The organism is Kineococcus halophytocola (assembly GCF_041276425.1).
GTDB classification, from domain to species: domain Bacteria; phylum Actinomycetota; class Actinomycetes; order Actinomycetales; family Kineococcaceae; genus Kineococcus; species Kineococcus halophytocola.
In genome coordinates this window covers 23,138-48,049 of record NZ_JBGFTU010000021.1, presented here as the reverse complement: position 1 = coordinate 48,049, position 24,912 = coordinate 23,138, and the positions used below count along the sequence as shown (strand labels likewise).

24 protein-coding genes are annotated in these 24,912 nt (G+C 73.9%); 19 read left to right on the top strand and 5 right to left on the bottom strand.

Features of this window, described 5'->3' with window-relative positions; translation table 11 throughout:
* The first annotated feature begins 121 nt into the window (after positions 1–121).
* From AB2L27_RS16660 to AB2L27_RS16600, 13 genes are all read left to right on the top strand, one after another.
* Positions 122–1,246: a glycosyltransferase gene (locus AB2L27_RS16660; protein ID WP_370442614.1), complete on the top strand. Its 1,125-nt coding sequence runs from the start codon at positions 122–124 to the stop codon at positions 1,244–1,246.
* Positions 1,243–2,388: a glycosyltransferase family 4 protein gene (locus AB2L27_RS16655; protein ID WP_370442613.1), complete on the top strand. Its 1,146-nt coding sequence runs from the start codon at positions 1,243–1,245 to the stop codon at positions 2,386–2,388. Before AB2L27_RS16660 ends, AB2L27_RS16655 begins: the two co-directional genes overlap by 4 nt.
* A gap of 248 nt (positions 2,389–2,636) precedes the next feature.
* Positions 2,637–3,449 (top strand): glucose-1-phosphate cytidylyltransferase, encoded by an 813-nt coding sequence (locus AB2L27_RS16650; protein WP_370442612.1) that lies wholly within the window; start codon positions 2,637–2,639, stop codon positions 3,447–3,449.
* A 34-nt stretch (positions 3,450–3,483) separates the two neighbouring features.
* The gene (locus AB2L27_RS16645) at positions 3,484–4,530 is read left to right on the top strand and encodes an NAD-dependent epimerase/dehydratase family protein (protein WP_370442611.1); all 1,047 of its coding nucleotides are present in this window, start codon (positions 3,484–3,486) and stop codon (positions 4,528–4,530) included.
* Positions 4,527–5,072: a dTDP-4-dehydrorhamnose 3,5-epimerase family protein gene (locus tag AB2L27_RS16640; protein ID WP_370442610.1), complete on the top strand. Its 546-nt coding sequence runs from the start codon at positions 4,527–4,529 to the stop codon at positions 5,070–5,072. The genes AB2L27_RS16645 and AB2L27_RS16640 overlap by 4 nt, the downstream gene beginning before the upstream one ends.
* A complete protein-coding gene (locus AB2L27_RS16635) occupies positions 5,069–6,358 on the top strand; it encodes an NAD(P)H-dependent oxidoreductase (protein ID WP_370442609.1) in 1,290 nt (429 codons plus the stop codon). The genes AB2L27_RS16640 and AB2L27_RS16635 overlap by 4 nt, the downstream gene beginning before the upstream one ends.
* A 154-nt stretch (positions 6,359–6,512) precedes the next feature.
* Complete coding sequence (locus AB2L27_RS16630) at positions 6,513–7,385, top strand: Rossmann-like and DUF2520 domain-containing protein (protein ID WP_370442608.1); 873 nt, start codon at positions 6,513–6,515, stop codon at positions 7,383–7,385.
* Entirely contained in the window at positions 7,382–8,263 is an 882-nt protein-coding gene (gene panC, locus AB2L27_RS16625; protein WP_370442607.1) for a pantoate--beta-alanine ligase, read from the top strand. The genes AB2L27_RS16630 and panC overlap by 4 nt, the downstream gene beginning before the upstream one ends.
* 43 nt (positions 8,264–8,306) lie before the next feature.
* Positions 8,307–9,821 carry a lysine--tRNA ligase gene (gene lysS / locus AB2L27_RS16620; protein ID WP_370442606.1) on the top strand — a complete coding sequence of 505 codons (1,515 nt, stop codon included), beginning with the start codon at positions 8,307–8,309 and terminating at the stop codon, positions 9,819–9,821.
* A gap of 43 nt (positions 9,822–9,864) precedes the next feature.
* Entirely contained in the window at positions 9,865–10,068 is a 204-nt protein-coding gene (locus AB2L27_RS16615) for a hypothetical protein (protein ID WP_370442605.1), read from the top strand.
* Between the two features lie 124 nt (positions 10,069–10,192).
* Positions 10,193–10,546 carry a histone-like nucleoid-structuring protein Lsr2 gene (locus tag AB2L27_RS16610; protein ID WP_370442604.1) on the top strand — a complete coding sequence of 118 codons (354 nt, stop codon included), beginning with the start codon at positions 10,193–10,195 and terminating at the stop codon, positions 10,544–10,546.
* 262 nt (positions 10,547–10,808) lie between these two features.
* A complete protein-coding gene (locus AB2L27_RS16605; protein ID WP_370442603.1) occupies positions 10,809–11,780 on the top strand; it encodes an ATP-binding cassette domain-containing protein in 972 nt (323 codons plus the stop codon).
* Entirely contained in the window at positions 11,777–12,613 is an 837-nt protein-coding gene (locus tag AB2L27_RS16600) for a hypothetical protein (protein ID WP_370442602.1), read from the top strand. The genes AB2L27_RS16605 and AB2L27_RS16600 overlap by 4 nt, the downstream gene beginning before the upstream one ends.
* A 12-nt stretch (positions 12,614–12,625) precedes the next feature.
* On the opposite strand, the gene AB2L27_RS16595 is transcribed toward AB2L27_RS16600, so the two are convergent.
* Both AB2L27_RS16595 and AB2L27_RS16590 read right to left on the bottom strand, forming a co-directional pair.
* Positions 12,626–13,687 carry a LacI family DNA-binding transcriptional regulator gene (locus tag AB2L27_RS16595; protein ID WP_370442601.1) on the bottom strand — a complete coding sequence of 354 codons (1,062 nt, stop codon included), beginning with the start codon at positions 13,685–13,687 and terminating at the stop codon, positions 12,626–12,628.
* Between the two features lie 30 nt (positions 13,688–13,717).
* A complete protein-coding gene (locus tag AB2L27_RS16590) occupies positions 13,718–14,872 on the bottom strand; it encodes a citrate/2-methylcitrate synthase (RefSeq protein WP_370442600.1) in 1,155 nt (384 codons plus the stop codon).
* Between the two features lie 53 nt (positions 14,873–14,925).
* Here AB2L27_RS16590 and AB2L27_RS16585 point away from each other — a divergent pair, with 53 nt between their 5' ends.
* The 5 genes from AB2L27_RS16585 to arfB all read left to right on the top strand — a co-directional run bounded on the left by AB2L27_RS16585 (position 14,926) and on the right by arfB (position 20,457).
* Positions 14,926–16,089, top strand: a complete 1,164-nt coding sequence (locus tag AB2L27_RS16585; RefSeq protein WP_370442599.1) for a citrate/2-methylcitrate synthase — start codon at positions 14,926–14,928, stop codon at positions 16,087–16,089.
* A 240-nt stretch (positions 16,090–16,329) separates the two neighbouring features.
* The gene (locus tag AB2L27_RS16580; protein ID WP_370442598.1) at positions 16,330–18,840 is read left to right on the top strand and encodes an ATP-dependent Clp protease ATP-binding subunit; all 2,511 of its coding nucleotides are present in this window, start codon (positions 16,330–16,332) and stop codon (positions 18,838–18,840) included.
* Positions 18,841–18,936: 96 nt separating this feature from the next.
* Positions 18,937–19,491: an amino-acid N-acetyltransferase gene (locus AB2L27_RS16575; protein WP_370442597.1), complete on the top strand. Its 555-nt coding sequence runs from the start codon at positions 18,937–18,939 to the stop codon at positions 19,489–19,491.
* Positions 19,488–19,982 (top strand): gluconokinase, encoded by a 495-nt coding sequence (locus tag AB2L27_RS16570; protein WP_370442596.1) that lies wholly within the window; start codon positions 19,488–19,490, stop codon positions 19,980–19,982. The genes AB2L27_RS16575 and AB2L27_RS16570 overlap by 4 nt, the downstream gene beginning before the upstream one ends.
* A 55-nt stretch (positions 19,983–20,037) precedes the next feature.
* Positions 20,038–20,457 carry an alternative ribosome rescue aminoacyl-tRNA hydrolase ArfB gene (arfB, locus tag AB2L27_RS16565; protein ID WP_370442595.1) on the top strand — a complete coding sequence of 140 codons (420 nt, stop codon included), beginning with the start codon at positions 20,038–20,040 and terminating at the stop codon, positions 20,455–20,457.
* A 127-nt stretch (positions 20,458–20,584) separates the two neighbouring features.
* On the opposite strand, the gene AB2L27_RS16560 is transcribed toward arfB, so the two are convergent.
* A complete protein-coding gene (locus AB2L27_RS16560; protein ID WP_370442594.1) occupies positions 20,585–21,484 on the bottom strand; it encodes an HhH-GPD family protein in 900 nt (299 codons plus the stop codon).
* A gap of 73 nt (positions 21,485–21,557) precedes the next feature.
* Here AB2L27_RS16560 and AB2L27_RS16555 point away from each other — a divergent pair, with 73 nt between their 5' ends.
* The gene (locus AB2L27_RS16555; protein WP_370442593.1) at positions 21,558–22,253 is read left to right on the top strand and encodes a hypothetical protein; all 696 of its coding nucleotides are present in this window, start codon (positions 21,558–21,560) and stop codon (positions 22,251–22,253) included.
* 43 nt (positions 22,254–22,296) lie between these two features.
* Here AB2L27_RS16555 and disA read toward each other — a convergent pair whose 3' ends face one another.
* Both disA and radA read right to left on the bottom strand, forming a co-directional pair.
* A complete protein-coding gene (disA, locus tag AB2L27_RS16550; protein ID WP_370442592.1) occupies positions 22,297–23,376 on the bottom strand; it encodes a DNA integrity scanning diadenylate cyclase DisA in 1,080 nt (359 codons plus the stop codon).
* A gap of 95 nt (positions 23,377–23,471) precedes the next feature.
* On the bottom strand, positions 23,472–24,866 hold the full coding sequence (radA, locus tag AB2L27_RS16545; RefSeq protein WP_370442591.1) for a DNA repair protein RadA: 1,395 nt from the start codon (positions 24,864–24,866) through the stop codon (positions 23,472–23,474).
* Positions 24,867–24,912 lie beyond the last annotated feature (46 nt).

The following is a 24,912-nucleotide window of genomic DNA, read 5'->3' as shown; positions in this document are numbered from 1 at the left end:
TTGCAAGAATGCCCGGGCCACCCGCGGACCGCGCGGGGGTCACGGGGGCGGTGAGGGGGGCCGACGGCCGGCGGGCCGGCGGGTTTCACCGCTCCGGACGTACGTCTGGGGGGTTCCACACGTGAAACTGGGTCGACCGAGTCCGGCGCTCAGCGCCTTGACCGTCCTGTCCTTCGCCGGTCACGTCATGTACCCGTTGTACCTGCTGGCCAGCGAGCGCCTCGCGCCGCGCCGGCCCGTGCGCCCGCGCGCCGGGGAGGCCGGCTGGACGTGGGACGACGTCGACGTCCTCATCCCGGCCTTCGGCGAGGCCCGCGTCCTGGCCGACACCGTCCCGCAGTTGCTGGGCGAAGGCGTTCCGCTGGACCGCATCACCATCGTCGTCGACGAGGACGAGAAGACCCGCGCCACGGCCGAGCACCTCGGCTGCCGGGTCGACTGGTCGCCCACCCGGGCCGGCAAGGCCGCCGCCGTGAACCGCGGGGTGCAGAACTCCCGGGCCGGCATCGTCGTCCTGCTCGACGCGAACGCGTTCGTCCCCGGGGACGGGTTGCGCGCGCTCGTCGACCGCGTCGCCACCGACCTGCACCTGGCCTCGGGCGTGCGCAAGGAGTCCGGCGCGGCCGACGAGGGCCTGTACTGGCGCTACGAGAACTGGATCAAGCAGACCGAGGCCGGTCGCGGCGGGTCGCTCGCGCTGGTCGGGGAGGCCGTCGCGCTGCGCCGGGAGTCGTTCCGGCCCATCCCGGGCTCGGTCCTCAACGACGACCTGTTCCTGGCCTTCGACTTCGCCCGGCGCGGGCTGAGCGTCGGGGTCGTGCCCGAGTGCGTCGCGGTGGAGGACTCCGCCCCGCGGGGGGACCAGCTCGAACGGCGGGTCCGCATCATGAGCGGGCAGCTGCGGCTGTTCTGGGGTTTCCGCCGCTCCTTCCTGTCCGGGGACGACAAGTTCGTGCACTTCGCCATGCACAAGGGGTGGCGTTCCACGCTCGGGCCCGCGGCCCAGCTCACGCTGACGGCCGCCTGCCTGGCCCGGCCGGGGAACCGCTACAGCCAGCTGTTCCTCCTGGGGGAGGCCGTGTCCGTCGCGGCCTACCTCAAGGGGGACAAGCTGCGGGGCAGGGCGGCGGCCCCGCTGCGCGTCCTCGGGCAGGCCGTCGGCATGCCGCCGGTCATCTTCGCGCTGTCCATCCCGCGCGCCCTGGGCCGTTCCCGGTCCGGGGCCTGGAAGAAGCGCACCCGGTGACGGCCGAGCGCACGGCCTGGGTCCTCGCCAAGCAACTGCCGGCCAGCACCGATTCCGGTGGCCGCCAGCGGGTCCGGGCCGTCATCGACGCCTACGCCGCCTCCTTCGACCGGGTCCACGTCGTCGGGTTCGGCCGCTGGCCCGGCTGGCGCGAGGTCCTGCCCGCGCACGTCACCGTGCACGAGGTGGAGTCGCCGAAGCCCACCCCGGGGGCGGTCCTGCGCAGCTCGCTGTTCGCGGGCAAGTGGTTCTCCCGGCAGGTCCACGACCTGCTGGCCGCCGGGGTCCGCGCCCGCGACGTCGTGCACGTGGACTTCCCGCAGATGGCGGTCAACGTGCCCGCGGACGTGCGCATCGACGTCCTGGACCTGCACAACGTCGAGTCCGACCTCGTCGCGCGCCGGTTGCGGACCGAGCGGCCGCTGGCCGGGCGGTTGCTGGCCCCGGAGGTGGCGCGGTTCCGCCGCTTCGAGCTCGCCGCCGCGGCCCGGGCCGGGCACGTCACGGCCTGCAGCCGCAAGGACCAGGAGGTCCTGTCGGCGCACGGCATCGACAGCACGTTCGTGCCCAACGGCGTCAGCGCCGCCTCGCACGTCCCGACGGTCCCGCCGGCGACGCGCACCGCGCTGTTCGTGGGGGCGGTCGACTACGGCCCCAACAAGGCCGCCCTGCGCTGGTTCCTCGACGAGGTGTGGCCGCTGGTCCTGACCCGCGTCCCCTCGGCGCGGTTCCTGGCCGTCGGGCGCGGCCTGTCGGCGGTGCACCCGCGCCCGGGCGGTGAACCGGGCGGGGTGGAGTTCCACTCCGACGTCGCGGCCGTGGACCCGTTCTACGACCGTGCCGACGTGTGCGTGGTGCCGCTGCTGTCGGGCGGGGGGACGAAGATCAAGCTCGTCGAGGCCCTGTCCCGGGGCCGGGCGGTCGTCACCACCAGCCTGGGTCTGGAGGGCCTGGAGGAGCACCGCGACGTGCTGCGCGTCGCCGACGGTGCCCCGGAGTTCGCCGACGCCCTGGTCGAGCTGTTCGAGGACCCCGAGCAGGTCGCGAAACTCGGCTCCGCCGCGGCGGACGTCGCGCAGTCGTTCTCGTGGGAATCCGCGATGACTCCGCTGCGTGACCTCTTGACGACGATTCGTCGATGAGTTCCCCGAAGCGGGTTCCTTTTCACCCGCTTCGCCCAATCTCACGCTCCGTGTTCAGGCCCCTGTAGTAGCCTCGCGGCAGCACCTCGGCGGGAAACCGGTGGCTCGGATTCGTGGGGGGTTCGGACCGCCACCGGAGATCCCACGCGTTCGGCGCGACAGGTGCGCAGTTCCCCCACGGACGGTCTGCGGGCGCGGTGCGCCCGCGCCGACGAGATCCGACCGATCAGGTTCGAGTGAGGGACAACATGACCGAGGCCACTCCCGTCTCCGAGATCCCCGTCGTCATCCTCTGCGGTGGCATGGGCACCCGACTGCGCGAGGCCAGTGAGAAGCTGCCCAAGCCGCTGGTGGACATCGGCGGACGGCCGATCCTCTGGCACATCATGAAGCTGTACAGCTCCTACGGCTTCCGGAAGTTCGTCCTGTGCCTGGGGTACAAGAGCGACCTCATCAAGCGCTACTTCCTCGACTACCGGATCAACGCCGGTGACTTCTCGCTGAACCTGTCCTCCCAGGACGCCCCGACGTACCACACCAACGGGGTGCAGGAGGACTGGGAGATCACGTTCGTCGAGACCGGTCTGACGACCGCGACGGCTGCCCGCATCAAGCGCGTCGAGCAGCACCTGACCGCCGACAAGTTCCTGCTCACCTACGGCGACGGGCTCGGCGACGTCGACGTCCTCAAGACGCTGCGCGACCACGAGGCCGCGGGCCGGCTGGCCACGGTGACGGCCGTGCACCCGAGCTCGCGCTACGGCGAGATGCACGTCACCGGCGACACCGTCACCGAGTTCAACGAGAAGCCGACCCTGGCCGACGGCTGGGTCAACGGCGGGTTCTTCGTCTTCGACCGCGCCTTCGCGGACAAGTACCTCGAGGACGACCCCGACATGATGCTCGAGCAGAAGCCCCTGCAGACCGTGGCGCGCGACGGCCAGCTCACCGTCTCCCAGCACGAGGGGTACTGGCTGGGCATGGACACCTTCCGCGAGTGGACCGAGTTCAACAAGCTCTGGGACGCCGGCAAGGCGCCGTGGAAGACCTGGGAAGACTGAGACCCGCCAGACCCACGAGAACCGGAGAACCGCAGTGAAGATCGTCGTCACCGGGACCGAGGGGTACCTCGGCGCCCTGCTCGCCCCCACCCTGCTCGAGGCCGGCCACTCCGTGCTGGGCATCGACACCGGCTACTACAAGCAGGGCTGGCTCTACAACGGCGTCCCGGCCTCGGTCGAGACGCTGGCCAAGGACATCCGCCACGTCACCCCCGAGGACCTCGCGGGCGCCGACGCGGTCGTGCACATGGCCGAGCTGTCCAACGACCCGCTCGGGGAACTCATCCCCGACGTCACCTACGTGGTGAACCACCGGGGGTCCGTCCGCCTGGCCGAGGTCGCCAAGCAGGCCGGGGTCTCGCGGTTCGTCTACATGTCGAGCTGCTCGGTCTACGGCGTGGCCGAGGACACCGTCGACGAGACGTCGGCGGTGAACCCGCAGACCGCCTACGCCGAGTGCAAGGCGCTCGTCGAGCGCGACGTCGCGCCGCTGGCCGACGACGACTTCTCGCCGGTGTTCATGCGCAACGCCACCGCCTACGGGGCCTCCCCGCGCCAGCGGTTCGACATCGTGCTGAACAACCTCGCGGGTCTGGCCTACACGACCGGCAAGATCGCCATGACCTCCGACGGCTCGCCCTGGCGTCCGCTGGTCCACGGCCTGGACATCGCCAAGTCGATCCGCGCCGTCCTGGACGCCCCGCGCGAGAAGGTCCACAACGAGATCTTCAACGTGGGCGACTCCGAGCAGGTCTACCGCGTCCGCGAGATCGCCGAGGCCGTCGGCCGCGCGCTGCCCGAGGCCGAGATCACCTTCGGGCAGAGCAACGGCGACAACCGCTCGTACAAGGTGAACTTCGACAAGATCCACTCCACGCTCGAAGGCTTCTCGTGCGACTGGAACGCCGACAAGGGCGCCCGCCAGCTCATCGAGGTGTTCAAGGCCATCGACCTCGACGAGGCGACGTTCACCGGCCGCGGCCACACCCGGCTCAAGCAGCTCGAGCACCTCATCCGCACCGGGCAGCTCGACCAGGAGCTGTTCTGGCGCCTCCAGCCGACCTCGGGGATCGCCCAGTGAAGTTCCGGACCACCCCCATCGAGGGCGTCGCGATCATCGACCTGGAGGAGCGCGCGGACGACCGCGGGTTCTTCGCCCGGTCCTTCTGCCGCGAGGAGTTCCTCGCCGCCGGGCTGAACCCGGCGGTCGAGCAGTGCAACCTCTCGTACAACCACAAGGCTGGGACGCTGCGCGGCATGCACACGCAGGTGGACCCGGCGCCCGAGGCCAAGCTCGTGCGCTGCACGGCCGGCGCGATCCAGGACATCATCGTCGACCTGCGCCCGGACTCGCCCACGCGGTTCCAGCACGTCGCGGTGGAGCTGTCGGCGCAGAACCGCACGGCGCTCTACGTGCCGGAGTACTTCGCGCACGGGTACCTCACGCTGACCGACGGCGCCGAGGTCGTCTACCAGGTGTCCCAGAGCTACACCCCGGGCACCGAGCGCGGCCTGCGCTACGACGACCCCGACCTCGCCCTGCCGTGGGCGCGCGACGTGGCCGTCATCAGCGACAAGGACAAGAGCTGGACGCTGCTGGCGGACGGGGCGCAGCTGTCGTGATCATCGTCGACAACGCGCTCAAGCGTCGCCAGGCCGAGGGCCGGCCCATCCGGGTCGCCCTCGTCGGCGCCGGGTTCATGGGCCGCGGGTTCGTCAACCAGGTCGTGAACTCCGTGCCCGGCATGGAACTCGTCGCCATCGCCAACCGCACGGTGTCCAAGGCGCGCGACGCCTACGAGCAGGCCGGGGTCACCGGCGTGGTCGAGGCCGACGACGCCGCCGCCGTGGACAAGGCCATCGCCCAGGGCACGCCCGTCGTGTCGGCCTCCTACGAGGCCGTCGTCGACGCGGGCCGGGTCGAGGCCGTCGTCGAGGCGACCGGCAACACCGAGTACGGCGCGCACGTCGTCGTCCGGGCCATCGAGCAGGGCAAGCACATCGTCCTGCTCAACGCCGAGGTCGACGGGACCGCCGGCCTCGCGCTGCGCACCCGCGCCGAGAAGGCCGGGGTGGTCTACACCGGCTGCGACGGTGACCAGCCCGGCGTGCAGATGAACCTCATCCGCTTCGTGCGCTCCATCGGCGTCACACCGCTGGTCTCGGGGAACATCAAGGGCCTGCAGGACGAGTACCGCAACCCCACCACGCAGGAGGGTTTCGCCAAGCAGTGGGGGCAGGACCCCTACATGGTGACGAGCTTCGCCGACGGCACGAAGGTGTCCTTCGAGCAGGCCCTCGTCGCCAACGCGGCGGGGTTCTCGGTCGAGAAGCGCGGCATGCGCGGCGCCGACCACCGCGGGCACGTCGACGAGCTGACGCAGGCGTACGACGTGGACCGGCTCAAGGAGCTCGGCGGCGTCGTCGACTACGTCGTCGGCTCCAAGCCCGGCCCGGGCGTCTACGTCCTCGGCACGCACGACGACCCCAAGCAGCAGCACTACCTGAACCTGTACAAGCTCGGCACCGGGCCCCTGTACTCGTTCTACACGCCGTACCACCTGTGCCACTTCGAGGTGCCGCTGACCGTCGCCCGCGCGGTGATCTTCGGCGACGCCGCGATCGTGCCGGGCGACGAGGTGAAGGTCGAGGTCGTCACCACGGCCAAGACCGACCTGGTGGCCGGCAAGGAGATCGACCGGCTCGGCGGGTACGACACCTACGGCGTGGCCGAGACGTACGCGGCCACCAAGGCGGGGAACCTGCTGCCCATGGGGGTCGCCGAGGGCTGCGTCCTGAAGCGCGACGTCGAGAAGGACCAGGTCCTGACGTACGACGACGTCGTGCTGCCCCAGGGCCGGCTCATCGACGCCCTGCGCGCCGAGCAGGCCGCGCTCCTGGCGCGCTGACGCACCACCGCACGTCCCGAACGGCCCCCGCGGGGTGGGTCGTTGACGCGAAGCGACGAACCTATCGGCGCTCCGCGTCAACGACCCACCCCCGCCGGGGCCGTTCGGCGTCCCCGGGACCGTGCGCGCCGCCCCGCGCGTTAGGGTCGCCGACGTGAACTCCGCGGGCAGGCTCGACGTCGCGGTCGTCGGGGCCGGGCGGGTGGGGCCGGTCCTCGGGGCCGCGCTGCGCACCGCGGGGCACCGCGTCACCGGCATCACCGCCCGCACCCGGCAGGCCGCCGAACGCGTCGAGGCGCTGCTCCCGGACGTCCCCTGGATCGAGCCCGAGGACGCCTTCACCGCCGACCTCGTCCTGCTCGCCGTCCCGGACGACGTCCTGGGCCCCCTCGTCACCGGGCTGGCCCCGAACGTCCGCCCCGGCCAGCTCGTCGTCCACACGTGCGGGCTGCACGGCCTCGGGGTGCTGGAACCGGCCGCGCGGCACGGTGCCCTCACCCTGGCCCTGCACCCGGCGATGACGTTCACGGGCACGTCGCTGGACCTGCAGCGGCTGGTCGGGGCGGCCGTCGCCGTCACCACGCCCCCCGTCCTGGCGCCCGTGGCCGACGCGCTCGTCCGCGAGTGGGGTGCCACCCCCGTCGCCGTCGCCGACGCCGACCGGGCGGTCTACCACGCGGCCCTGGCCCACGGCTCCAACCACCTCGTCACCCTCGTCGCGCAGGCGCTGGACGCCGCGCGGGCGGCGGTGGGCCAGGACGCCGAGCGGGTCCTGCGGCCGCTGCTGCAGGCCGCCCTCGACAACGCGCTGCGCGAGGGCGACGCCGCGCTCACCGGTCCCGTCGCCCGCGGCGACGCCGGCACGGTCGCCACCCACCTGCGCGTGCTGGGCGACCTGGACCCGGCCACCGCGGCCACGTACGCCCGGCTGGCCCGCGTCGGCGCCGACCGCGCGCAGGCCGCCGGCCGGCTGACCCCCACCGCGGCCGCCGCGGTCCGCACCGAACTCACCGCAGGAGAACCGTGAGCACCACCCCGCCCGCCCCGACGTCCGCCCTCACCGTGGCCCGCACCCGCTCCGAGCTGGCCGCCGCCCGGGCCGCGCTGCCCGGTCCCGTCGCGGTCGTCATGACGATGGGGGCGCTGCACGCCGGGCACGCCCGCCTCATCCGCGAGGCGCGCGGCCGCGCGGCGTCGGTCCTGGTGACCGTCTTCCTCAACCCGTTGCAGTTCGGGCCGAACGAGGACCTCGCCCGGTACCCGCGGACGCTGGACGCCGACCTGGCCCTGGCCGCCGAGAACGGCGCGGACGTCGTGTTCGCCCCCGGGCCCGACGTCGTCTACCCCGACGGCACCCCGGGGGTGCGGGTGGCCGCCGGGCCGCTGGGGGAGGTGCTCGAGGGCGCCAGCCGCCCCGGGCACTTCGACGGGGTGCTCACGGTCGTGGCCAAGCTGCTGCGCCTGACGCGGGCCGACCTGGCGTTCTTCGGCCAGAAGGACGCCCAGCAGCTCCTGCTCGTGCGGCGCATGGTGCGCGACCTGGACCTGGGCGTCGAGGTCGTCGCCGTCCCCACGGTCCGCGAGGACGACGGCCTGGCCATGTCCAGCCGGAACCGCTACCTGACGCCGTTCGACCGCGAGGTCGCCCTCGTCCTGCAGCGGGCGCTGAGCGCCGGCCGGGCCGCCGCGCCGGAGGGCCCCTCGGCGGTGCGGCGGGCGGCGCGGGACGTGCTCGTGGCCGAACCCGCCGCGCGCGTGGACTACCTCGCCCTCGTCGACCCGCACGACCTGGCCGACGTCCCGGAGCACTTCCGCGGCCAGGCGCTGCTGGCCGTCGCGGCCCGGGTGGGCTCGACGCGCCTCATCGACAACACCCCCCTCGTCGTGGGCCACCCGGCCGACTGAGCGGGTCACGTCGCCACCGCCGGGCCCCACTAACCTTGGCCGCGTGGACGACCAGACGCCCGACCTGCCCGAGGACGAGTTCGAGGACCTGCCCGAACAGGTGAGGGTCCGCCGCGAGAAGCGGGACCGCATCATCGCCGCCGGCGGCGAGGCGTACCCGGTGTCCGTCCCGCGGACGACGTCGCTGGCGGACCTGCGCACCCGCTACGAGCACCTCGAGGCGGGCGAGGAGACGACCGACGAGGTCGGGGTCACCGGTCGCGTCGTGTTCCTGCGCGGCACCGGCAAACTCGTCTTCGCCACCCTCCAGGAGGGCGACGGCACCCGGCTGCAGGCGATGGTCTCGCGCGACGGGGTGGGCGAGGACGCGCTCGCCGCCTGGAAGTCCGACGTGGACCTGGGCGACGTCGTGTTCGTCCACGGCACCGTGATCTCCTCCCGCCGCGGGGAGCTGTCCGTGCTGGCCGACGCCTGGCAGATGGCCTCGAAGGCGTTGCGCCCGTTGCCGGTCCTGCACAAGGAACTGTCGGAGGAGACCCGGGTCCGGCAGCGCTACGTCGACCTCGTCGTGCGCGAGGCGGCCCGGCAGAACGTGCGCGCCCGCTCGAACGTCGTGCGCTCGGTGCGCCGGACGCTGGAGGACCGCGGGTTCCTCGAGGTCGAGACGCCGATGCTGCAGACGCTGCACGGGGGCGCCAGCGCGCGCCCGTTCGTGACGCGCTCGAACGCGTTCGACACCGACCTGTACCTGCGCATCGCACCGGAGCTGTTCCTCAAGCGCCTCGTCGTCGGCGGCATCGAGCGCGTCTTCGAGATCAACCGGAACTTCCGCAACGAGGGCGCCGACTCCACCCACTCGCCCGAGTTCGCCATGCTCGAGGCGTACGAGGCCTGGGGCGACTACGACTCCGTCGCCGAGCTGACCCGCACGATCGTGCAGGAGGCCGCCCAGGCCGCGTTCGGCTCCCACGTCGTGACGTGGGCCGACGGCACCGAGTACGACCTGGGCGGGCAGTGGCGCAGCATCTCCATGTACCCGTCGTTGTCGGAATCGCTGGGGGAGGAGATCACCCCGGAAACCCCGCGCGAGCACCTGCTGGCCCTGGCCGGGAATCTCGGCGTCCCCGTCGACGCCACCCGCTGGACGGCCGGAAAGCTCGTCGAAGAACTCTGGGAGCACCGGCTCGGGGATTCCCTGGAAACGCCGACCTTCGTCCGCGACTTCCCCGTGGAGACGTCTCCGCTGGTGCGCGCGCACCGCAGCGTCCCGGGTGTGGTGGAGAAGTGGGACCTGTACGTCCGCGGTTTCGAGCTGGCGACGGGGTACTCCGAGCTCGTCGACCCCGTCGTGCAGCGCGCGCGCTTCGTCGACCAGGCCCGGCTGGCCGACCTCGGTGACGACGAGGCCATGCGGATCGACGAGGACTTCCTGCGCGCCCAGGAGCACGGGATGCCCCCCACGGGCGGCATGGGCATGGGCGTGGACCGCCTGCTCATGGCGCTGACGGGGCTCGGGATCCGCGAGACCATCACGTTCCCGCTGGTCAAGCCCCGCTGAGCGTCGCCCCCGGGGTCCTCCCGCGCGGACGTACCCTGGGGGTGTGGATCAACTCGCCGCGTTGCTGCCCTCCGCGGGGCTGGCCCTCCTGTTCGTGCTGCTCATGCGCTCGATCCTGCACGCCGACCGCCGGGAACGGGCCGCCGAGCGCCGGGCCAGGGCCGAGCGCCCCGGTACCGCCCCGCGTCCGGGGGGTGTTCCCGGAGAAGGGCCGGCAGAAAACGGGCGGACCGACCGCCCGTCCTGACCGGGACCCTATTCGCGGCATTCCCGGGGTGATTTGACCTGACTCGCGGAAAGGGCCAGAGTGTTCCCGACCGGCGCGTCCCGCGAATCGGTCGTCCACGCCCTTCCGAAAGGAATGCCCCACGATGGCGCAGAAGGTTCAGGTCCTGCTCGTCGACGACATCGACGGCAACGAGGCCTCGGAGACGGTGACCTTCGCCCTGGACGGGGTCAACTACGAGATCGACCTGTCGGACGAGCACGCCGCCGCCCTGCGCGACGCCTTCGCCCCCTGGGTGGGCCACGCCCGTCGCGTCGGCGGCCGCTCCAGCTCGGGCCGCAAGTCCTCCTCCGGTTCCCGCCCGGCGGCCAAGGCCTCCGAGGGGCCCGAGCGCGACACCGGTGAGGTCCGCACCTGGGCCCGGGAGAACGGCTACACGGTCTCCGACCGCGGCCGCATCTCCGCCGAGATCCTCCAGGCGTTCGACGCGGCGCACTGAGCCCCGCCCCCCGCGCACCGACGAAGGGGCCGACCACCACCGGTGGTCGGCCCCTTCGTCGTCGGTGCGTCATCCCCACCGCCCGCAGGACCACCCCACCACCCGCAGGACCATCCCTGCGCCCGACGGCCCGTGCACCCATCGGTGGATGCGGGCGTTGACGACGGTGCGTGAGGATCGAGCCGTTCCGCTGCGGCGGGCCCCGGCGACGGGGCAGCCGCGCGTCCACCCGTCCACCACCCGCCACCACGAAGGGGCACCCATGATCGAGGCGGTCGGCCTGCGCAAGGTCTACGGCAAGAAGGTCGCCGTGCAGGACCTCAGCTTCACCGTGCGCCCGGGCATCGTCACCGGGTTCCTCGGACCCAACGGGTCCGGCAAGTCCACGACCATGCGGATGATCGTCGGCCTCGACCGCCCGAGCGCCGGTCAGGCCCTGGTCGACGGCAAGCCGTTCGCGCAGCACCGCGCGCCGCTGTCGACCGTCGGGGCCCTGCTGGACGCCAAGGCCGTCCACACCGGGCGCTCGGCGCACAAGCACCTGCTCGCGATGGCCGCCACGGCGGGCATCCCGCGCTCGCGGGTGGACGAGGTCATCGACCTCGTCGGCCTGGGGGAGGTGGCCCGCAAGCGCGCCGGGGGCTTCTCCCTGGGCATGGGGCAGCGCCTGGGGATCGCCTCGGCGCTGCTGGGGGACCCCTCGACCGTCATGTTCGACGAACCGGTCAACGGCCTGGACCCCGACGGCATCCTGTGGATCCGCAACCTCATGAAGGAGCTCGCCGGGCAGGGCCGGGCCGTGTTCGTGTCCTCGCACCTCATGAGCGAGATGGCGCTGACGGCCGAGCACCTCGTCGTCATCGGCAGGGGCCGGCTCATCGCCGACGAGTCCGTCAAAGCCTTCGTCGACCGCGTCCAGCCGCGCGGGGTGACCGTCCGGTCCCCGCAGGCCGAGCAGCTGCGCGACCTCGTCGCCGCCGAGGGCGGGCGGCTCGCCGCGATGGACGACGGCAGCTTCGACGTGCGCGGCCTGAGCGCCGAGCGCATCGGGGACGCCGCCGCCCGCCGCGGCCTGCCCCTGCACGAACTGACCACCGTCAAGGCGTCGCTGGAGGAGGCCTTCATGGAACTGACCGCCAACGCCGTGGAGTACCAGGCGCACGGACCGGCCGGGGGTGGACCGCTGACGGTGCCCGGCGCGCCGGCCCCGGCCCGCGAGGAGGTCGCCCGATGAGCGCGACGACGGCGCAGCCCGCGCAGTACCGCCCGGCCGAGCACCGGGTGACCTTCGCCGGCCTGGTGCGCTCGGAGTGGATCAAGTTCTGGAGCGTGCGCTCGATCGTGGTGACGATGGTGGTCTCGTTCGTCGCCGTCGTGGGCATCGGCGTCCTCACGTCCTTCGCGACGCGGGCCCTGTTCGCCGACGTCGCCGGGGCCCAGGCGATGGCCGCCCAGGGGTTCGACGGGGTCGGGGCGAGCCTGACCGGCGCCCAGATGGGCACGCTCATCGTCGCCGCGGTCGGCGTCATCGTCATCGCCGGGGAGTTCTCCACCGGGATGATCCGCACGTCGGTGGTGACCGCCCCGCGCCGCCTGGGGGTCATCGCGGCCAAGGCCGTCGTGCTGGCGGTGAACGTCGCCGTCGTCACCGGGGTCGCGGTGCTCCTGGCGTTCCTGCTCGGCCAGGCCGTGCTGGACACCCGCGGCCTGGGCGCCTCCCTCGGCGACGAGGGCGTGGGGCGCGCGCTGCTGGGCAACGTGGCGATGCTCGTCGGGGTGGCCCTGGCCGGTCTGGGCGTGGGGGCGCTGCTGCGCAACGCGGCCGGCGGCATCTGCACCGTCGTCGCGGCGATCTTCGTCGTGCCGCTGCTGCTCCTGCCGATCCCGCAGTCCTGGGGCGGGGACCACGTCCGTGAGCTCTGGTTCAGCAACACCTACCTGAACGCCACCACCGTCAGCCAGAGCGAGAGCTACCTGTCGGCCGGGCTCGGGTTCGGGGTGTTCCTCGTGTGGGTCGCCGTCCTCCTGGGCCTGGGGGCGCTGGCCCTGCGCAGCCGGGACGTCTGAGCGCCCGGCCGGTCAGGACGAGGAGGCCCGCACGACGAGCTCGGGCAGGTGGACGACCTGGCGCTCGGGGGCGGGCGGGTCCTCCCGCAGGTCGACCGTCCCCGCGTCGACCGTCCGCCCGGTGCCCGCCTGCGCGGCGGCCCGCTGCAGCAGCAGCTCGACGGCCGAGCGGCCCAGCAGGTCCGTGGGCTGGCGCACGGACGTCAGCGGCACGGCCGCCGCGGCGGCGAACTCGATGTCGTCGTAGCCGACGAGGGCCAGGTCGCCGGGGACCGTCAGCCCCCGCCGGCCGGCCTCCTGCAGCACCCCCAGCGCCAGCAGGTCGTTGAGGCAGAAGACGGCCGTGGGGCGCTCGGGGCGGCCCCAGGACTCCAGGGTCGCCCCGACCGCGCGGCCGTTGTCCAGGTGCATCGCCGGGACGTCGATCTCGACGAGGGTGTCCGCCGGCAGCCCCGCCTCGCGCACGGCCCGGCGCGCGCCGGCGGTGCGCCGGTCCACCTGCGGCAGGCCCCGGGGGCCGCCGACGACGGCGATCCGCCGGTGCCCGGCCGCGAGCAGGTGCGCCACGGCCAGCCGGCCGCCCTCGACGTCGTCCACCGATACCGAGGCGGTCACCCCGTCCGGGTCGCTGCGGTCGAGCAGGACGAGGGGGACGTCGAGGCGGCGCAGCTCGCTCAGCCGCTCGGCGGAGGTGTCCACCGGGGACAGGACGATGCCGGCCACGCGCTGCTGGCGCAGGACCTCCAGGTGCCGGCGCTCGCGGGCGACGTCCTCGGCGCTGCTGCACAGCAGCAGGGTGTGCCCGCCGGAGTCGGCGGTCAGCTCGGCCCCGCGGGCCAGGTCGGTGAAGAACGGGTTGGCGATGTCCAGGACGACCAGGGCCAGGAACCGGCTGCGGCCCATGCGCAGCTGGCGCGCGGACTCGTTGCGGACGTAACCGAGCTCCTCGATGGCGGCCTGCACCCGCAGGCGGTTGGCCTCGGTGACGGTCTCGGGGCGGTTGAGGACGTTGCTGACGGTCCCGATGGAGACACCGGCCCGGGCGGCGACCTCCTTGATGCTCGTTGCGGCCACGCCCGATGCTAACCCGAAGTTCTAGATAGATCACGTTCCGTGAAGACCGCGGACCCGGTAGCGCAGGGCCGGGGCCCGGTACTCCTCCAGGGCGTGCGCCACCCAGCCCGCCGTCCGGGCCGCGACGAACACGAACTCCCCGGCGTGCGGCGGCAGACCCCGCGCCAGGGCGTGCGCGGCCAGGGCGAGGTCGACGTTGGGGTGGGCCCCCGCGCCGTGGGTGCGCAGCACGTGCACGAGCAGCCCCGGCAGCGCCGCCGCGACCTCCCCGGCCGGCACGACGTCGAGCAGCTCCTCGGCCCGCGGGTCGGCCCGGGTGTGGACCACCGTCCCGAAGCCGGGCGGCACCCGGCCCGCCAGCGGGGCCAGCGCCGCCGCGGGCCCCTCGTGCAGCACGCGCTCGAGGAACCGGTGGGCCACCGCCGGGGCCCCCGCGTGCAGCGGCCCGTCCGCCGCGCCCAGCGCGGCCGACAGCACCGCCGGCAACCGGGCCCGCGCGCTGGCCGCGACCCGGGCGGCCACCGTCGAGACCGCGAGACCGTGGTCGGCCAGCAGCACCAGCGCGGGCTCCCAGCCCCCGGGAGTACCCAGCACGTCCCCGACGGCCGCCGCGACCGCGCCCCCGCGGCCCAGGACGGCGGCCAGCAGCGGTTCGGGGTCGGGCCCGGCCTCCTCCGGAGAGGGGCCCTCGGCCGGCAGCAGCGCCCCCGCCGCCGCGACGGCCACCCGCAACCGCGCCGCCGGCCGCGTGCCCGCCGGCAACCCCCGCAGCACCGCCTCCACCCCGGCCGTGAGCCGCGGGTCCCCGGCGAACGGCCCCGGCGTCGCCGTCCCCGTCCACAGCAGGCGCGCGACGGCCTCGAAGGAGTGCGTGCGCGACAGCGCCACCGCGTCCTGCCCGCGGTAGCGCAGCCGGTCGTCGTCCAGGGAGGTCAGCTCGCTGTGGACCGTCTCGACCGTCCCCACCGGCCGGCGCCGGCCGCGGGCGGCGAGGGCCTCGACCTCGGCGGGGTCGAACAGGCTGCCGCCGGGGGTGCGGTGGGCGTGCAGCAGACCGCGGCTGACGTAGGCGTACAGCGTCGCGCGCCGCACCCCGAGCCGGTGGGCGGCCTCGGCCGAGGACAGGGCTGAGGCCGGGGGAGCCGCGCTTGGTGGGGTCCTCGGCGGGGTCCTCGGCGGGGGCACGGTTGATCCGATCAACGTTGCCCCCGGCCGGTCAAGGTCCGCACGCTCCTGCCGTGAACGCACCCACCGGCACCCCCGAACCCCACGAGCCGCCCCACGAGCCGCCCCCGGGCCTGCGCGGCGTCGTCGTCACCACGACCGGGCTCGGCGACGTCCGCGGCGAGGAGGGCTTCTTCCACTACCGGCAGTACTCCGCCGTCGACCTCGCCCGCACGCGGACCGTCGAGGACGTCTGGTTCCTGCTGCACCGCGGGCACCTGCCCTCGGCCGCCGAGCTGACCGCCTTCCGCGCCGAGGTCGCCCCGCTGCGGGTCCTGCCGCCGGTGCTCGCCGACGTCCTGCCGGCGCTCGCGGCCGCCGGCGGGCCCCCGCTGGCCGGGCTGCGCACGGCGCTGTCGCTGCTGGGGGCCGCCGAGGGGGCCCGGCCCGTCCTGGACCTCACGCCGCAGCAGCGGGCCGCCGACGCGCTGCGGGTCTGCGCGCTCGTGCCCACGGTGCTGGCCGCGCTGCACCGCACCCGAGTCGGGCTGGCGCCCGTCGCACCGCGCGAGGACCTGGACGCGGCGGCGAACTGGCTGTGGATGCTGACGGGCGCGCAGGCGCCGCCGGCGCACGTCCGGGCGCTGCGGCGCTACCTCGTGGCCACCGTCGACCACGGCTTCAACGCCTCCACCTTCACCGCCCGCGTCGTGGCCTCCACGGGCGCGGACGTCGTCGCGGCGGTCGTGGCCGCCCTCGGCGCCTTCTCCGGCCCCCTGCACGGCGGTGCGCCCGACCGCGCCCTGGCCGCGCTGGAGGAGATCGGCCACCCCGACCGGGCGGCCGCCTGGGTGCACGGGCAGCTCGCCGCGGGGCGGCGGGTCATGGGGTTCGGGCACGCCGTCTACCGGACGGCCGACCCGCGCTCGGTGCTGCTGCGCGAGACGGCCCTGGAGCTGGGCGGGGAGCTGGGCGAGCGCGCCGTCGCCGTGGAGGAGCGGGTCGTCGCGGCGCTGGCCGAGGCGAAGCCGGGCCGGGCGCTGCACGCCAACGTCGAGTACTACGCGGGTGTGGTGATGGCCACGTGCGGCGTCCCGCCCGAGCTCTTCACGCCGACCTTCGCCACCAGCCGGGTCGTCGGCTGGTGCGCGCACGTCCTGGAGCAGGCCGGCGACCCGCGCATCGTGCGGCCCTCGGCCCGCTACACCGGCCCGCCCGCCCCGGCGCCGGTGCCCTGAGCGGGGGACCGGCCGGCCCGGAGGCGTTGCGCCGACGGCGAACGAAGTGGCGGAACACCCCGCCGCGGGCGCAGGTTGGTCAGGACAACCGGGTCACGACCGACCCACGACCACCGTCAGGTGCCCCCGGGCGCCGCCGATGGGAGTGAGAGTGTCAGAGCTCGGGACTAGCATCGGAATGGTCCGGCGGGGGAACACCTCCCGTGCAGTCCGGACCCGACCACCCGCGAGGAGCGCCGCATGTTCGAGAGGTTCACCGACCGCGCCCGACGGGTCGTCGTCCTGGCCCAAGAAGAGGCCCGGATGCTCAACCACAACTACATCGGGACCGAGCACATCCTGCTCGGCCTGATCCACGAGGGCGAAGGCGTCGCCGCCAAGGCCCTCGAGTCGCTGGGCATCTCCCTGGACGCCGTCCGCGAGCAGGTCCAGGAGATCATCGGCCAGGGCCAGCAGGCCCCGTCCGGTCACATCCCCTTCACCCCCCGCGCCAAGAAGGTCCTCGAGCTGTCGCTGCGCGAGGCGCTGCAGCTGGGGCACAACTACATCGGGACCGAGCACATCCTGCTCGGCCTCATCCGCGAGGGGGAGGGCGTCGCCGCCCAGGTGCTCGTCAAGCTCGGCGCCGACCTCAACCGCGTCCGCCAGCAGGTCATCCAGCTCCTCAGCGGCTACCAGGGCAAGGAGCCGGCCACGGCCGGCGGCCCCCAGGAGGGCACCCCCTCGGGCTCCCTGGTCCTGGACCAGTTCGGCCGCAACCTCACCCAGGCCGCCCGCGAGGGCAAGCTGGACCCGGTCATCGGCCGCGACCCGCAGATCGAGCGCGTCATGCAGGTGCTCTCGCGGCGCACCAAGAACAACCCGATCCTCATCGGGGAGCCCGGCGTCGGCAAGACCGCCGTCGTGGAGGGCCTGGCCCAGTCCGTCGTGCGCGGCGAGGTGCCCGAGACCCTCAAGGACAAGCAGATCTACACCCTCGACCTCGGCGCGCTCGTCGCCGGGTCCCGCTACCGCGGTGACTTCGAGGAGCGTTTGCGCAAGGTCCTCAAGGAGATCCGCACCCGCGGCGACATCATCCTGTTCATCGACGAGATCCACACCCTCGTCGGGGCCGGTGCCGCCGAGGGCGCGATCGACGCCGCGAGCATCCTCAAGCCGATGCTGGCCCGCGGTGAGCTGCAGACCGTCGGGGCGACCACCCTGGACGAGTTCCGCAAGCACATCGAGAAGGACCCGGCCCTGGAGCGCCGCTTCCAGCCCATCCAGGTCCCCGAGCCGACGCTGCCGCACGCCATCGAGATCCTCAAGGGCCTGCGCGACCGGTACGAGGCGCACCACCGCGTCTCCATCACCGACGCCGCCCTCGTGGCCGCCGCGACGCTGGCCGACCGCTACGTCAACGACCGGTACCTGCCGGACAAGGCGATCGACCTCATCGACGAGGCGGGTGCCCGGTTGCGCATCCGCCGCATGACCGCACCGCCGGACCTGCGCGACTTCGACGAGCGCATCGCCGACGTCCGCCGCGAGAAGGAGAGCGCGATCGACGCGCAGGACTTCGAGAAGGCGGCCTCGCTGCGCGACAACGAGAAGAAGCTCCTCGCGCAGAAGGGTGAGCGCGAGAAGCAGTGGAAGTCCGGTGACATGGACGTCGTCGCCGAGGTGGACGAGGAGCTGATCGCCGAGGTGCTGGCCACCGCGACGGGCATCCCCGTCGTGCGGCTCACCGAGGAGGAGTCCTCGCGCCTGCTCAACATGGAGGCCGAGCTCCACAAGCGCGTCATCGGCCAGAACGACGCCATCAAGGCGCTGTCCCAGGCCATCCGCCGCACCCGCGCCGGGCTGAAGGACCCCAAGCGCCCCGGTGGCTCGTTCATCTTCGCCGGCCCCACCGGCGTCGGGAAGACCGAGCTCGCCAAGGCCCTGGCGGAGTTCCTCTTCGGCGAGGAGGACGCCCTCATCCAGCTCGACATGAGCGAGTTCTCCGAGAAGCACACGGTCTCGCGCCTGTTCGGCTCGCCCCCCGGCTACGTCGGGTACGAGGAGGGCGGCCAGCTCACCGAGAAGGTGCGCCGCAAGCCGTTCTCGGTCGTCCTGTTCGACGAGGTCGAGAAGGCCCACCCGGACATCTTCAACTCGCTCCTGCAGATCCTGGAGGACGGTCGCCTGACCGACTCCCAGGGCCGCATGGTCGACTTCAAGAACACCGTGATCATCATGACCACGAACCTCGGCACCCGGGACATCTCCAAGGGCGTCGGCACCGGGTTCGCGGCCGGGTCCCAGACCCAGCTGACGAACTACGAGCGGATGAAGGCGAAGGTCAACGAGGAGCTCAAGCAGCACTTCCGGCCCGAGTTCCTCAACCGCGTCGACGACATGGTCGTCTTCCCGCAGCTGACGCAGGAGGAGATCGTCCAGATCGTCGACCTGTTCATCAAGCGGCTGGACGACCGCCTCAAGGACAAGGACATGGGCATCGAGCTCACCCCGTCCGCGAAGGTGCTGCTGGCCACCAAGGGCTACGACCCGGTCCTGGGCGCCCGCCCGCTGCGCCGCACCATCCAGCGCGACGTCGAGGACGTCCTGTCCGAGAAGATCCTGTTCGGCGACCTGCGCGCCGGCCAGATCGTCTCGGTGGACACGACCGGTGAGGGCAAGGACGCCGCCTTCACGTTCGAGGGCACGTCCAAGGAGGACCTGCCGGTGACCGTCCCCGTGGGCGACACCGGCACGAGCACCGACGACTGACCCACCCGGTCCACGCGCAGGACGGCCCGGCACCCCCTGGGGGTGCCGGGCCGTCCTGCGTCCCGGTCCCCACCGGCCGTCTGACAGGATCGACGGGTGCCGAACGCCGAGGTCGCCCCGCAGGTCCGGGTCCGTCCCGCCCGCACGGGCGACGTCCGCGCGATCCGCGACCTCGTCGAGGCCTACGCCCGCCGGCGCATCCTGCTGGGCAAGGAACTCATCACCCTGTACGAGGCCGTGCAGGAGTTCGTCGTCGCCGAGCTGGACGGCCGCGTCGTCGGCTGCGGCGCCCTGCACGTGCTGTGGGAGGACCTGGGGGAGGTGCGCACCCTCGCCGTCGACCCCGCCGTCCGGGGTGCCGGTGCCGGCCACCACCTCCTCACCGCGCTGCTGCGCCGCGCCGACGACCTCGGGCTGACCCGGCTGTTCTGCCTGACGTTCGAGACGGCGTTCTTCGAACGGCACGGGTTCGTCGAGATCGAGGGGACCCCGGTCGAGCCGGAGGTCTACGCCGAGATGCTGCGCAGCCACGACGAGGGGGTCGCGGAGTTCCTCGACCTGGCGCGCGTCAAACCGAACACGCTGGGCAACAGCCGGATGCTGCGCCTGGCCGCAGCGCCGGCAGCGACACCGGAACGAGGAGGGGCATGAGCACGACCGTCATCGTCATGGGGGTCTCGGGCAGCGGGAAGACGACGCTGGCCCAGGACCTCGCCAAGACCCGGGGCTGGACGTACGCCGAGGGCGACGAGTTCCACAGCCGGGCCAACGTCGAGAAGATGCGGTCCGGGCAGCCCCTGACCGACGAGGACCGCTGGCCGTGGCTGCGTTCCATCGCCGCCTGGATCTCCGAGCGCGAGGCGGTGGGGGAGTCGGCCGTCGTCACGTGCTCGGCGCTCAAGCGCGCCTACCGCGACCTGCTGGCCGAGGGCAACGCCTCCGTCGTCTTCTGCGAGCTGAAGGTCCCCGACGAGGTGCTCCAGGACCGGCTCACGCACCGCGAGGGGCACTACATGCCCGCGTCCCTGCTGCGCAGCCAGCTCGACACCCTGGAGGACCTGCAGCCCGACGAGCCCGGCTTCCGCGTCCGGGTCCAGGGCGGTCCCGCCCAGGTCCTCGACGAGGTGCAGAGCCACCTGTGAGCCGGGGACGGCCCGCGCCGCCGGCCGCTGGTGCCAGGGCGGCCTAGGCCCGCCCGTGGACCTCGTCGTCAACCGCCGCCTCACCGTGCCGGAGGCCGAGCTGCGCGAGCGGTTCTCCCGCTCCTCCGGCCCCGGTGGGCAGGGCGTCAACACGACCGACTCCCGCGTGGAGCTGTCCTTCGACCTGCTCCGCTCCCCGTCGGTGCCCGACGACCTGCGCGAGCGGGCGCTGGAGCGGCTGCGGGACCGGCTCGTGGACGGCGTGGTCACCGTGGCGGCCTCGGAGCACCGCGCGCAGCTGCGCAACCGCGCGGCCGCCGCGGAGCGGTTGCGGTCCCTGCTGGCGCTCGCCGTCGCCCCGCCCCCCGCGACCCGCCGGGCCACCCGCCCCACCCGCGGTTCCCAGCGCCGGCGCCTGGACGCCAAGCGCCGTCGCGGGCAGACCAAGCGCCTGCGCGGGTCCACCGACGACTGACCCGCCCGCTGCGGGGCGGGGTCGTTGTCCGGCGCTGCGGGGCGGGGTCGTTGACGCAAAGCGCCGAACCTATGAGCGCGATGCGTCAACGACCCCACCCCGTCGGCCACCCCGTCGGGCGGTGGGGTCAGGTGCGGGGCAGGCAGTAGCGGCCGTCGTCGAGGGGTTCGACGAGGCCGTCGGCGACGAGCCCGTCCAGGCAGCGGGCCCGCTGGCGGTCCTCGGGCCAGCACGCGGCGAGCTCGGTGGCGCTGACCGGGTCGGCGGCGGCGCGCAGGACGGCGAGCAGCTTGCCGCGCACCTGCCGGTCGGTCCCGGCCCACGCCTGGCCGCGGCGGGCGGGGCCGTCGTGGGCGGGGCGGCCCGCCAGGACCCAGGCGCAGCGCTCCAGCAGGGGGCAGTCCCCGCAGCGCGGGGAGCGGGCCGTGCAGACGAGGGCGCCGAGCTCCATGACGGCGACGGCCCAGCGGGCGGCGGTGGGGGCCTCGGCGGGCAGCAGGGCGACCGCGAGGCGCTGCTCGGCGGCGGTCAGGGCGGTCGCGGGTTCGGCCGCGCCCGTCACGGCGCGCGCGTGCACGCGCCGGACGTTGGTGTCGACCACGGCGTGCCGCTGCCCGAAGGCGAAGGAGGCGACGGCCGCGGCCGTGTAGGCGCCGACCCCGGGCAGGGCCAGCAGCTGCGCGTGCTCCGCCGGCACCTGCCCGCCGTGCTCGTCGCGGATGGCGACGGCCGCGGCGTGCAGGCGCAGCGCCCGCCGGGGGTAGCCGAGCCGGTCCCACGCCCGCACGGCCTCCCCCGGGGCCGCGGCGGCCAGGTCCGACGGCGTCGGCCAGCGGTCCAGCCACTCCAGCCACCGCGGCAGGACCCGCGCGACCGGCGTCTGCTGCAGCATCACCTCGCTGACCAGGACGCCCCACGGGGTGCGGTCGGGGGCCCGCCAGGGCAGGTCGCGGGCGTGGTCGGCGTACCAGTCCAGGACCCGGGCGTGCAGGTCGTCCAGGGGGGCTGCGTCGGGGGTCGTGCTCATCGCGCTGGATCGTCGCACGCCGGCCGCGGCGCGCCTCCACCACCGCACCGGGGCCGGCACCTACCTTCGCCCGGTGAGCAGCGTCCTGCACCCGGTCGGACCGGAGGACAAGGGCACCTACTGGCGACGACGCCTCGTGGTCGTACTCGCACTCGTCGTGATCGTCGTGCTCGCGGGCGTGGGGATCAAGGCCCTGACGACGTCCGACGACGCGGCGGCCCAGGGCCCCACGAAGCTCGACCCCAGCACGGTCACCACCACGCAGGCGCAGTCCCCGACGGCCTCGCCGTCGGGCAGCCCCACCGGCACCTCGACGCAGAGCCCCGGCGCGACGGCGAGCACGCAGACCACGACGGCCACCGCGACCACCGCGGCCGGGGCCTGCCCGGACGCGGCGCTGGAGGTCTCCCTGACCACCCGGGCGACCACCTACGGTCCCGGCAAGGCGCCGAACCTCGTCCTGACGGTGCGCAACACGTCCGGGACGGCGTGCACCGTGGAGACCAGCAGCGCCGTGCGCGTCCTGACGGTCACCGACGCCGCGGGGGCGACGGTGTGGTCCAGCGCCGACTGCCAGACCAGGGGGGAGTCGGTCACCGCCGAGCTGGACCCCGACGGCACGCGGTCCAAGACGACCACCTGGTCGCGCCAGCGCTCGGAGGCCGGGTGCCCGACCGGGCAGGCGGCCGTGGAGCCGGGGACCTACACGGTCGCCGGTTCCTGGGACGGCGTGGACGCCGCACCCGTGACCGTCGCCCTCACCGGCTGAGGCGCCGCGGCGCGGGCCGGGTCAGACGCGGGTCAGACGCGGGTCAGACGTAGCGTTCGAGGATCGAGCTCTCGGCCAGCCGCGACAACCCCTCGCGCACCGCGCGGGCACGCTGCTCGCCGACGCCGTCGACGGTCATGAGGTCGTCGATGCTGGCGGCCAGCAGCTTCTGCAGGTCCCCGAACTGGTCCACGAGGCGTTCGACGATGGCCCCGGGCAGGCGCGGGACGCGGTTGAGCAGGCGGAAACCCTTCGGGGAGACCGCCGAGTCCAGGGAGTCCCCGCCGACGGAGAAACCCAGGACCCGCGCCACCGAGGCCAGGTCCACGAGGTCGGCCGAGTGCAGGCCCGCGAGCGCCTCCAGCACGACGTCGGGCGGGCCCTCGTGGCGGGAGGCCTCCAGGTAGTCGCGGACGACGAGTTCGCGGTCGGGCCCGACGCCCCCGACGAGTTCGTCGAGCTGCAGGGACAGCAGCCGGCCGTCGACGCCGAGTTCGACGACGTAGCCGGAGATCTCGTCGGCGATGCGGGAGACCATCTCGATGCGCTGCACGACCGAGCAGACGTCCCGGACCGTCACCAGGTCCTCGATCTCGAGGGCGGACAGCGTGCCCGTCACCTCGTCGAGCCGGGCGCGGTAGCGCTCCAGCGTCTGCAGGGCCTGGTTCGCCCGGCCGAGGATCGCGTCGGACCCCTCGAGCACGTAGCGGCGGTTGCCGGTGTAGACGGCCACGATCCGCATGGACTGCGAGACCGAGATGACGGGGAAACCGGTCTGCTTGGCGACGCGCTCGGCGGTGCGGTGGCGGGTCCCGGACTCGCTGGTCTCGATCGAGGAGTCGGGGACCAGTTGCACGGCGGCCCGCACGATGCGCGAGACGTCGCGGTCCAGGACGATCGCGCCGTCCATCTTGGCCAGTTCCCGCAGGCGCGTCGCGGAGAACTCCACGTCGAGGGCGAAACCCCCGGTGGACAGGGAGTCCACGACCCGGTCGAACCCGAGGACGATGAGGGCACCGGTGCGGCCGCGCAGGATGCGTTCCAGACCGTCGCGCAGCTCCGTCCCCGGGGCCACCGTCGCCAGCGTCGCCCGGAGGACCTCCTCGGGGGTGCGGTCCACCACCGGCCACCTCCGAACCTCGCACGTCACGACCACGAACCTGCGCGGAGTCTAGCGGTGCACTGGGCCGATCGGGGGGCGACCCGCGGCGGACGGTTTCACGACGACACGAGTCGGGCGGCGGCGCACGCGTCGAACAGCGTCTCGACCTCGTGCACCCGCAACCCGGCCGGTGCCGCTCCGTCCCCCAGCGACCCCTTCGGGACGATCGCGGTGGTGAACCCCAGCCGCGCGGCCTCGCTGAGCCGGCGGGGGACCCCGGTCACCCGGCGCACCTCCCCGGCCAGCCCCACCTCGCCGACCGCGATGGTGCCCGCGGGGATCGGCCGGTCCTTCGCGGCGCTGGCCACGGCGAGGGCCACGGCCAGGTCCACCGACGGCTCGGTCAGCTTCACCCCGCCGACCGTGGCGACGAACGTGTCCCGGTTGCCCAGGGCCACGCCCAGGCGCCGCTGGACCACCGCCAGGACCATCGCCATCCGGCTGGAGTCCAGACCGCTCGTGACGCGCCGGGCGTTGCCGGGCGCCGTGTCGGTCGAGACCAGCGACTGCAGCTCGGCCAGCAGGGGCCGGCGGCCCTCCAGCGTCACGGTGATGCACGTGCCCGCGACCGGTTCCGGTGTCCCGGAGACGAACAGGCCGGAGGGGTCGGGCAGGCCGACGATGCCGTCCTCGCCCAGGTCGAAGCAGCCGACCTCGTCGGTGGGGCCGTACCGGTTCTTCACCGCCCGCAGCAGCCGCAGCCGGGAGTGCCGTTCGCCCTCGAACTGGCAGACGACGTCGACGAGGTGCTCCAGGGTGCGCGGGCCGGCGATCGAGCCGTCCTTGGTCACGTGCCCGACCAGCAGGGTGGCCAGGGCCCGGCGCTTGGCCACCCCGATGAGGGCGCCGGCGACCTCGCGGACCTGCGAGACCCCGCCGGCGGCCCCCTCGACCTCGGCGGAGGCGACGGTCTGCACCGAGTCGACGATGAGCAGGTCCGGGTCGGACCGTTCCACGTGGCCGAGCACCGTCGCCAGGTCCGTCTCCGAGGCCAGCAGCAGCCGCGGCCGCAGCGCCCCGATCCGCTCGGCCCGCAGCCGCACCTGGGCCGCGGACTCCTCGGCCGTGACGTAGAGCACCGTGCGGCCCGTGGCCGCGGCGCGCGAGGCCGCGTCGAGCAGCAGCGTCGACTTGCCCACGCCCGGCTCGCCCGCCATGAGCACGACCGCCCCGGGCACCAGGCCACCGCCCAGGACGCGGTCGAACTCGTCCACCCCCGTCGGGGTCGCGCGGGCGGCCTCGACGTCGACGTCGGCGATGGGGCGGGCGGCTTCGCGCACGGGGGCGGCCACGGTGGTGCGGACCGGCGCGGTGCCGACCTCCTCGACCGTGCCCCACGCCTGGCACTCCCCGCAGCGGCCGACCCACTTGGCCGTCGTCCAGCCGCACTCGGCGCACTTGTAGGCGGGGCGGGACTTCGCGGACGGGCGGGCGGAGCTCTTGGCGGGCACGTCCTGCACCGTAGGGGCCGGGTACGACACGACCCCCGCACCGGTG